The sequence below is a fragment of the Brenneria alni genome, from assembly GCF_003666245.1.
In the GTDB taxonomy this organism is placed as follows: domain Bacteria; phylum Pseudomonadota; class Gammaproteobacteria; order Enterobacterales; family Enterobacteriaceae; genus Brenneria; species Brenneria alni.
Genome location: NZ_MJLZ01000049.1, coordinates 18,572 through 28,247 on the forward strand (window position 1 = coordinate 18,572; position 9,676 = coordinate 28,247).

Below are 9,676 nucleotides of genomic sequence, written 5' to 3' on the forward strand. Positions count from 1 at the left end.
GCATCACTTAAGTCTGATAGAGCGCGCGGGATGAAGCGCCGCCAGGGGGCGTCATCCCGCAGTACTCTGGGTATCCTGGTTTCTTAACTGAATGGCGTTACATTACAGGCTGTTTGTTTCGAGCCTGAGACATCTGACTACCTGAATATCAGATGTTTATTTATAGATCAAACTTAACCTTATCAATTAACTTAATAACGATCGCGCCAAGAAAATTTCGTCACGCCATATCAAGTGTGATAACGTCATTAAACCCTAATCGAAACAGGTTTAACCATGAAAAAATCTGCGCTGGCGCTGCTCCTGCTGAGTCTTATGAGCTTCACCTCCGCCAGTAAGGCACTGAATGAATTTGAAGCGGAAGATCTCGCCGATTTAACCGCCGTTTTCGTTTATCTGAAAAATAATTGTGGTTATCAAGACCTGCCTAACGAGCAAATTCGCCGGACACTGTTGGCATTCGCCCGGCAAAACCGTTGGGATCTCAGCAACTACGGCGCATTTGACATGACTGCCTTAGGCGAGGACAGCTACCGGGATCTCAGCAAAATTGCGATTCCAACGCCGCAAAAATGTCAGTCTCTGGCCCGTAACTCACTCGGTTTGCTTGCCTACGCGCAATAATCTCCGCCCGCCTCTGCCCTGACTGAAATTTGACCGTGCAAGCGCCGCGAGAGTTAGCTATCATGGCGCGCCAATTTTCATGGCTGTTATCGCGGAGGAAGCCCTAACATGTCCCAGAAAGAAATTTGGTATGAAACCCTACATGCCAACTTTGGCCAGTACTTTTCTATTGAGCGGGTGCTGTATCACGAAAAGACTGACCATCAGGATCTGATCATCTTTGAAAACCCGGCGCTAGGCCGTGTTATGGCGCTGGATGGTGTGGTGCAAACCACCGAGCGTGACGAATTTATCTACCACGAAATGCTGACCCATATTCCGCTGTTGTCTCACGGTCAGGCCAGGCGAGTGCTGATTATCGGCGGCGGCGATGGCGGCATACTGCGTGAAGTCAGCCGACACGCCAGCATTGAGCATATCACTATGGTGGAAATTGATGCGGGCGTGGTGGAGTTCTGCCGACAATATTTGCCCAACCACAGCGCCGGCGCCTATGACGATCCGCGTTTTCGTCTGGTAATCGACGATGGTGTAAACTTCGTTAACCAATGTGCTGAGAAATTCGACGTCATCATTTCCGACTGCACCGACCCAATCGGCCCAGGTGAAAGCCTGTTCACGTCTGATTTTTATCAGGGCTGCGCCCGTTGTTTGCATGAAGACGGCATCTTCGTTGCGCAGAACGGCGTCTGCTTCCTACAACAGGATGAAGCAGTCAACAGCCACAATAAACTCAGCCACTATTTTAGCGACGTTACGTTTTACCAGGCGGCAATCCCTACCTATTATGGCGGCATCATGACATTTGCCTGGGCCAGCAACAATCCATCTCTGCGCCAGGCAAACATAGAGACATTACAGCAACGTTTCAATGCGTCCGGTCTTGAGTGCCGCTATTACAATCCGGCTGTTCACGTTGGCAGCTTTGCACTGCCGCAATATTTACTGAATGCACTATCCCGTTGATTCACGCATCCATAAGGGGGTGACTTAAATTGCACAAGCTGAAACTACACGGCTTTAATAATCTGACCAAAAGCCTGAGTTTTTGTATCTACGATATCTGTTACACCAGAACAGCCGATGAACGTGACGGTTACATCGCCTACATTGATGAACAGTATAACGCTAACCGTTTGACCGAAATTCTGAGCGAAACCTGCTCGATCATCGGCGCCAATATTCTGAATATCGCCCGCCAGGATTATGAGCCGCAAGGCGCCAGCGTGACCATTCTGGTCAGTGAAGAGTCGATAGATCCACGCGATGTCGATAACTCGGAGCTTCCGGGGCCACTGCCCAGTTCAGTGGTCGCCCATCTGGATAAAAGTCATATTTGTGTGCACACCTATCCAGAAAGCCATCCTGAAGGCGGACTCTGTACTTTCCGTGCTGATATTGAAGTGTCGACCTGTGGCGTCATTTCCCCACTGAAAGCACTTAACTATCTGATCCACCAGTTGGAGTCGGACATCGTCACTATTGATTATCGCGTAAGGGGCTTTACCCGCGACGTTAATGGCGTAAAACACTTTATTGATCATCAGATCAACTCGATCCAAAACTTTATGTCGGCGAACATGAAATCGTTGTATCACTTGATGGACGTGAACGTTTATCAGGAAAACATGTTCCACACCAAGATGTTACTAAAAGATTTTGACCTTAAACATTATCTGTTTAACGTCGATCCCAACGCACTGAGCGCTGAAGAACGTAAACGAATCACCGATTTGCTGTATCACGAAATGCAGGAAATTTATTACGGCAGAAATCTGCCTATACTGTAATATCCGACGAAGAGTTTGCTGACAAAGTCGCCTGTAAGCCTGAGATACACGGGCCTAGCGTACCGAGGGGCGCTCCGGCGGCTCACGCCGCTACGACCCCTCAGTACGCTCTCCCTAATAATGAGCTTTGTCAACAGTCTGAAGGGAGCCTCGCTCCCTTTCACTTCATCAACAGCAACCACCTAAACGGAATAAAACTCCGCCAGAAACGACGTTCATTATCCCTTTGTTAAAAGAAAATTTTTTCCTTGATTTTTATTTTTCCCTTATGCCGTCTGGCTTATATCCCTATTGGATAAATTTCAGCATAATTCCTATATATTGTATGGTTGAAATTTAAAACACCTACATCTAGTATCTAATGGGTAACCACCACACGAATGGTGGTTGCCACATGGATCGGTATGGGCGCCATCGCCCACAAAAAAACCGCTTCGACACACTACTCTCACGCCAAAAAGGTAAATACGAATCATGCGTATTACTATTTTCACCAAACCAGACTGTGTTCAATGCAATGCGACATGCCGTGCGCTGGATAAACAGGGGATTAATTATCAACTGGTGGACTTAACGGAAGATGAGCAGGCGTTACAGCAGGTCAGGGCGCTGGGCTATCAGCAGGTCCCGGTGGTGATGACGGCCAACGACCACTGGAGCGGCTTCCGCCCGGATAAGATCAGCACATTGCAGCAATCCCTGCAATTGCAGTAAGGGGGCGTGATGAACCCGCTGGTCTACTTTTCCAGCCAGTCGGAAAACACCCATCGCTTTATCGCCAGGGTTGGGTTGCCAGCCCTGCGTATTCCGATAGCGACTGAGCAGCCCGCGCTGAAAATGGATCAACCCTATATTCTGGTGGTTCCCAGCTATGGCGGGGGCAGCGCCAAAGGTTCTGTGCCCCGTCAGGTGATCCTGTTTCTGAACGATCGGCAAAATCGCGATTACCTGCGCGGCGTCATCGCTGCGGGCAATACCAATTTTGGGGCTGCATACGGCCTCGCTGGCGACATCATCGCGCAAAAGTGTCAGGTGCCTTATCTGTATCGCTTCGAGCTACTGGGTACGGCTGAAGACGTGGCAAACGTGCGAAAGGGAGTAACTGAATTTTGGCAACGACAGAATCCGTGATCACCAAACCAGCCAACACGGAGCTGGATTACCATTCTCTGAATGCGATGTTGAATCTCTACGATGCAGAGGGACACATCCAGTTCGAGCAGGATAAGCTGGCGGCGCGGCGCTATTTCTTACAGCACGTCAATCAAAACACCGTGTTCTTCCATAACCTGGAAGAGAAGCTGCGCTATCTGGTCGAAGAAGGCTATTACGAAGCCGACGTATTGGATCAATACGCCTTTAGCTTTATTAAAAGTCTTTTTCAGCAGGCCTACAGCCATAAGTTCCGCTTTCAAACCTTTCTTGGCGCGTTCAAATACTACACCGGTTATACGCTCAAAACCTTTGACGGCAAACGCTATCTGGAACGCTACGAAGATCGCGTCTGCATGGTGGCGCTCACGTTAGCAGCCGGCAACACCGAGCTTGCCAGCGCACTGGTGGAAGAAATCATCAGCGGACGTTTTCAACCCGCCACTCCCACGTTTCTCAACTGTGGGAAAAAACAGCGCGGCGAGCTGGTTTCCTGTTTCCTGCTGCGTATTGAAGACAACATGGAGTCGATTGGCCGCGCCATTAACTCCGCGCTACAGCTCTCCAAACGCGGCGGCGGCGTGGCTTTTATGCTCACCAATATCCGCGAAACCGGTGCGCCGATAAAAAGGATTGAAAACCAATCCTCCGGCATCATACCGGTAATGAAAATGCTGGAAGACGCTTTCTCCTACGCCAACCAACTGGGCGCACGCCAGGGCGCCGGGGCGGTTTATCTCAACGCCCACCACCCCGATATTCTGCGCTTCCTCGATACAAAACGGGAAAATGCCGATGAGAAAATCCGCATTAAAACGCTGTCGCTTGGCGTGGTCATCCCGGATATCACCTTCCAGTTGGCAAAGAATAATCAGGTGATGTACCTGTTCTCGCCGTACGACGTCGAGCAGGTTTACGGCGTTCCGCTGTCGGAAATCAGCGTCACGGAAAAATACCAGGAAATGGTCAACGACAAGCGCATCCGCAAGTCGCAGATCAAGGCAAGGGAGTTTTTTCAGATCCTGGCCGAGATCCAGTTTGAGTCCGGTTATCCCTATATGATGTTTGAGGATACGGTAAACCGCGCCAATCCTATTCAGGGGCGCATCAATATGAGCAACCTGTGTTCTGAAATTTTACAGGTTAACGATGCAAGCCTATACGACGAAGATCTGGGCTATCGCCATATCGGTAAAGATATTTCCTGTAACCTCGGCTCACTGAACATCGCCAAAGCGATGTCGTCGCCAGATTTTGGCCTCACGGTGGAAATGGCGATCCGGGCGCTGTCCGCCGTCTCCGATATGAGCCATATCCGCTCCGTGCCGTCGATAGAAAAAGGCAACGATGAATCCCACGCTATTGGCCTCGGGCAGATGAATCTGCACGGTTATCTGGCCCGCGAGAGAATATTTTACGGTTCCGAGGAAGCGATCGACTTCACCAACATCTATTTTTATACCGTCGCCTACCATGCGCTGCGCGCCTCAAACCAACTGGCGATTGAGCACGGCCAAAGTTTTAAAGGATTCGAAAACTCGAAATACGCAACCGGTGAATATTTCAGCAAATACGTTGAGCAGCGCTGGGAACCCGCCACCGAACGGGTACGAGAACTGTTCGCGCAGGCGGGGATAACCATTCCCAACCAGCAGGACTGGGCAACGCTGCGCGACGCCGTTATAGCATATGGGATTTACAATCAGAATTTGCAGGCGGTGCCCCCTACCGGCTCCATTTCTTATATCAATCACTCCACGTCGAGCATCCACCCGATTGTGTCGCGGATTGAAATCCGCAAAGAGGGCAAGATTGGCCGGGTTTACTACCCTGCGCCCTACATGACCAACGACAATCTGGAATATTACCAGGACGCCTACGAAATCGGCCCGCAGAAAATTATTGATACCTATGCGGCGGCCACCCAGCATGTCGACCAGGGGCTGTCGCTGACGCTGTTCTTCCGCGATACCGCCACCACGCGGGATATCAACAAAGCGCAAATCTATGCGTGGACCAAGGGCATAAAAACCATTTACTACATTCGTATACGGCAGATGGCGCTGGAAGGCACCGAGGTTCAGGGCTGCGTGTCCTGCGCTTTGTAAGCTATCGCTGAAGGAAATCAGATTATGACATCGTTAACGTGCGTACAGGCCATCAACTGGAACAAAATTGAAGACGACAAAGATTTGGAAGTCTGGAACCGGCTTACCTCGAATTTCTGGCTACCGGAAAAAGTTCCGTTATCCAACGACATTCCGTCTTGGGGAACATTAAACGCGCATGAACGGCAGCTTACTATCCGGGTATTCACCGGGCTGACGCTGCTCGATACCATTCAGAACACGCTGGGCGCACCGACGCTGATGCCCGATGCGGTAACGCCGCACGAGGAAGCGGTACTCTCCAACATCAGCTTTATGGAAGCGGTACATGCCCGTTCCTACAGTTCCATCTTTTCCACACTGTGCCTGACCAGTGAAGTCGATGATGCCTACCGCTGGAGTGAAGAAAACCCGGCTTTGCAGAAGAAAGCATCGATTATTTTGAATCACTACCGCAGCGACGATCCGCTGATGAAAAAGGTCGCCAGCGTGTTTCTGGAATCTTTCCTGTTCTATTCCGGCTTTTATCTCCCCATGTACTGGTCAAGCCGGGCCAAGCTGACCAACACCGCCGATTTGATACGGCTGATTATCCGCGATGAAGCCGTACACGGTTACTACATTGGTTATAAATTTCAGCAAGGTCTGGCGAAGGTGGACGCCGCCCGCCAGCAGCAGGTAAAAAATTTCGCTTACGATCTGCTGCAGGATTTGTATGACAATGAAGTGCTATATACCCAGGAGCTTTATGACAGCGTCGGCTGGACGGAAGATGTGAAAAAATTCCTGCACTATAACGCCAACAAAGCGTTGATGAATTTGGGCTACGAAGCCCTATTTCCTGCCAGTATGACGGATGTCAATCCGGCAATCCTCTCGGCGCTTTCACCAAACGCCGACGAGAACCACGACTTTTTCTCCGGTTCCGGCTCATCGTACGTAATCGGTAAAGCGGTGAACACCGAAGATGAGGACTGGGATTTTTAGTCCTGATGATCCCCCCTAGATTTCGGGCTGAAGAAAGGCGGCAACCGGATGCGGTTTTGCGACCGGATCGCTCCTTTCGTCCACACTGCCGCTAGTCCTGTGCGATCTGAAGGAACTTTTTGACCCGCGTTGCTACTTATCACCTATCTTTTGATTCACTGGGGAAGGATCATGCGCATCGCGCCTTCGAATCCAGCCATCTTTCATGAGGCGGTCGCCCATGATGATGTAAAAACGATTCAGGAACTGAGAGCACAGGGTTATCAACCAGTAACCGTAGACAAAAACGGCGACTCGCCGATGGATCTACTATCCAAACGGCAGGATATCAATGATGAGACTCGACATAAGTTGCATCACAGCCTGCTGTCGTCGCTCAATCCCACTGCTCCGAGGGGGTATGTCAAGCCAGAGGCTTTTCACGGTTCGCCGTGGGGATTCGAAATACTGCGCAGCGCCGCATTAAAGACGGGAGCCAACGATCCTAAAGGGGGTTCACAATCTCTCGAAGGTAAAGTGTTCTTTTCCGATCGCACTCCTCTGTCGATCGGCGATGTCGAAACGAGGGACAAACTGCGTCAAAGCGCACGAATTTACGCACTGGGTGCAGGATCAAAACTGACTACGGTTGAGACACGTAGCGAAATATATTTATTGGCCAGGGCGGTCAACCGGGCTTATAAACACGATGCGTTTCCCGGTGCCCCTAAGATCGCGCTGCTTTTACCCAGTGCTGACAACCCGGAAAAGGCGGTTTACCTTTCCTTGCTGAGTCACTTGGCCGCCCATGGCGCGCTGACCCACGAAAAATCGGACGAGAAGATGTTGATGAAGTTTCCCTTTCCCGTCGACGTTACGGTTAAAGACGGTTCCGCCGCGTTCTCCAGCCAACAAACGGCCACCATCATGCGTCAGGCCTTTGAACGCATCGAGCAGGAGTTGGTTGACGGCAAACTGCCGTACCTCAACGTGTTGAATGAGGGGAGCGGCGTGCCTATGGTGTTTGGGTTCAGTAAAATCGAGAATCTGCAAACGCATCAGATAAGAAACAAGCTGCTCAATAAGGTCAGCCAATATAGCTATCAACCCACCGATCATCCCCTTTCCGGTTCAGCCAGCGGCGGTAAACTCAAAGAGATTGAAGTGAAGTCGAGGCAGGATCTCGCCACCCTGATGCTGGCATGTGTCGCGAAAAACGTGCCATTTCCAGATAATACGCTGATTCGCATAAATCCCTCGCCCCGCGATAAGCAGAGCAGTGGCGCCAAAGCACAATATCTGAATAGCGCGGCCATTGAGCGGTTTCGCTGCAAGCTGATGAATGACCAGGAAAGAAGCGATATCGCCTCACTCGATCTGAATGAACTTCAGACGCTCAACAGGCAGTGGCGCGCCCTTGCTGCAACGCCGGGTAGTTCTAGCTGATCCAACATTCGTCTCATAGATACGAAAAAACCGTATGCCTTTGACAACGATACGTTTTTTTCATCCAGAGAGGTATAAATACCCCCGGGTTCGTCACCCGCCCCCCAGCAGATAACCGTGTCCGTCCGCCAGTCCACCACATACCCCCGACACGCTGCTCCTGACAAGGCAGTAAGCCCGCAGGGACACGGAGTTGCTGCCCTTCTCCTCACCCGGCGCCCTCAAAGGGAATGCGCTAACTTTTCTGTCGCGCCGGGTATTTCGCCGACACATTGCGAGAGGTATTCAATATCCGCAGGATATGCACTTCGTTTATCTTTCGTTTCAGCGCATAGATAATGATGAACGGGAACCTTGTCAGCACCAGTTTTCTTCTCTCTCCTGACTTGCCTATATCGATCCCCGCTTCCGGCGTGGCTTCCAGCAGTGATACCGCCGACTCGAACTTCTCATCCGCCCCGTTCGCCACATCCAGTCCGGCCTCTTTATACAGGTAACGATAGATACCTTCACGGTCTGCCTGCGCCCGTTTTTCCCAGCGCACGCTGACCGTCATAACTCACCTCGCGCCGCCCGCGCTTTCAGTTCATTCATCCGCTGACGGGCATCCTCATTGCTGATAAACTCGCTTTCTCCCGCATCATAACGGGCGAACGCTTCCCGCACTTGTGCTTCAAGCCATTCATCACTGGCGTTACGCTGATGCTGCCGCTCTTCTTCAGCCAGTTCTTCCGCCCGCTGACGCATCAACTCCGTCAGACTGACCTGATGACGCTCGGCGGCCTGCATCGCCAGCCGTTTGATTTCCTCGTCGATTCTGAAGTGGATAGTGCCCATTGCCGTCTCCCGTGGTGTCATTTGTGTTGTCATCTTACGCTACTTTTCCTGTTTTTTCCTCTTCTTTGCCTTACGCTCTGCCGGGTGCGTCCTCTCATGCACCTTCTTCAGATGCCCGATGGCGACCCGCGTGTAGATTTGCGTCGTCTCCAGCTTCTCATGCCCTAAGATGGCCTGGATGTGCCGCGTGTCCGCCCCGTTCTCCAGCATCTGCGTCGCCATCGAGTGCCGGAACAGGTGACACGCCCCCGCCTTCTCCAGCTTTGCCTCTCTGCGGATAGCGTTTCCCGCCAGTTGCGTCAGCGTCGAGCGCCCCAGCTTCCTGCCGTGTATCGTCACGAACAGATACCCGCTGTCATAACGGCTCGTCAGTCGCGGCCTCACCGCGTCCAGATAACGCTGCGTCCACACCAGCGCCCGCATCCCCACCGGCACCACCCGGTCTTTTCGTCCCTTTCCCTGCCTCACAACCAGCCCGCCGCGTCCCACGTTCACGTCAACCCGCAGCAGGTTCGCCAGTTCCGAACGCCTCAGACCGGTGCTCCACAGCATTTCCAGTACCGCACGGTTACGCAAGCCCGTTAATGTCTGTGTGTCCTGCGCGTCCAGCACCGCTTCGGTTTCCTCCACGCTCAGTACCTGTGCCGGTAGCCTTGTCCCCACTTTCGGCAACACCAACTGCTCTGACGGGTTGTACAGGATATGGTGACGCGTCAGCAGCCAGCGCAGCAGCGCTCGTATCGCCGACAACCC

11 protein-coding genes are annotated in these 9,676 nt (G+C 51.9%); 8 read left to right on the forward strand and 3 right to left on the reverse strand.

What is annotated here, in order from left to right:
• Positions 1-276: 276 nt before the first annotated feature.
• From BIY29_RS17215 to BIY29_RS17250, 8 genes are all read left to right on the forward strand, one after another.
• Positions 277-624 carry a YacC family pilotin-like protein gene (locus tag BIY29_RS17215; RefSeq protein ID WP_121576284.1) on the forward strand — a complete coding sequence of 116 codons (348 nt, stop codon included), beginning with the start codon at positions 277-279 and terminating at the stop codon, positions 622-624.
• A gap of 108 nt (positions 625-732) precedes the next feature.
• Positions 733-1,590, forward strand: coding sequence for a polyamine aminopropyltransferase (speE, locus tag BIY29_RS17220; protein WP_121576285.1), 858 nt, complete (start codon positions 733-735; stop codon positions 1,588-1,590).
• Between the two features lie 29 nt (positions 1,591-1,619).
• Entirely contained in the window at positions 1,620-2,414 is a 795-nt protein-coding gene (gene speD, locus BIY29_RS17225; protein ID WP_121576286.1) for an adenosylmethionine decarboxylase, read from the forward strand.
• Between the two features lie 474 nt (positions 2,415-2,888).
• The gene (gene nrdH / locus BIY29_RS17230; protein ID WP_121576287.1) at positions 2,889-3,128 is read left to right on the forward strand and encodes a glutaredoxin-like protein NrdH; all 240 of its coding nucleotides are present in this window, start codon (positions 2,889-2,891) and stop codon (positions 3,126-3,128) included.
• 9 nt (positions 3,129-3,137) lie between these two features.
• Positions 3,138-3,545: a class Ib ribonucleoside-diphosphate reductase assembly flavoprotein NrdI gene (gene nrdI, locus BIY29_RS17235; protein ID WP_121576288.1), complete on the forward strand. Its 408-nt coding sequence runs from the start codon at positions 3,138-3,140 to the stop codon at positions 3,543-3,545.
• Positions 3,524-5,674, forward strand: coding sequence for a class 1b ribonucleoside-diphosphate reductase subunit alpha (nrdE, locus tag BIY29_RS17240; protein WP_121576289.1), 2,151 nt, complete (start codon positions 3,524-3,526; stop codon positions 5,672-5,674). Before nrdI ends, nrdE begins: the two co-directional genes overlap by 22 nt.
• Positions 5,675-5,698: 24 nt before the next feature.
• On the forward strand, positions 5,699-6,661 hold the full coding sequence (gene nrdF, locus BIY29_RS17245; protein ID WP_121576290.1) for a class 1b ribonucleoside-diphosphate reductase subunit beta: 963 nt from the start codon (positions 5,699-5,701) through the stop codon (positions 6,659-6,661).
• A 171-nt stretch (positions 6,662-6,832) separates the two neighbouring features.
• The gene (locus tag BIY29_RS17250) at positions 6,833-8,086 is read left to right on the forward strand and encodes a hypothetical protein (protein ID WP_121576291.1); all 1,254 of its coding nucleotides are present in this window, start codon (positions 6,833-6,835) and stop codon (positions 8,084-8,086) included.
• A 235-nt stretch (positions 8,087-8,321) separates the two neighbouring features.
• Here the strand turns inward: BIY29_RS17250 and BIY29_RS17255 are convergent, their stop codons facing one another.
• From BIY29_RS17255 to xerC, 3 genes are all read right to left on the reverse strand, one after another.
• Positions 8,322-8,642 carry a type II toxin-antitoxin system RelE/ParE family toxin gene (locus BIY29_RS17255; protein ID WP_121576292.1) on the reverse strand — a complete coding sequence of 107 codons (321 nt, stop codon included), beginning with the start codon at positions 8,640-8,642 and terminating at the stop codon, positions 8,322-8,324.
• Positions 8,639-8,923, reverse strand: a complete 285-nt coding sequence (locus BIY29_RS17260; RefSeq protein ID WP_121576293.1) for a damage-inducible protein J — start codon at positions 8,921-8,923, stop codon at positions 8,639-8,641. Before BIY29_RS17260 ends, BIY29_RS17255 begins: the two co-directional genes overlap by 4 nt.
• Positions 8,924-8,962: 39 nt before the next feature.
• The coding region (gene xerC, locus BIY29_RS17265) for a site-specific tyrosine recombinase XerC (RefSeq protein WP_121576297.1) at positions 8,963-9,676 on the reverse strand (714 nt) is incomplete at its 5' end.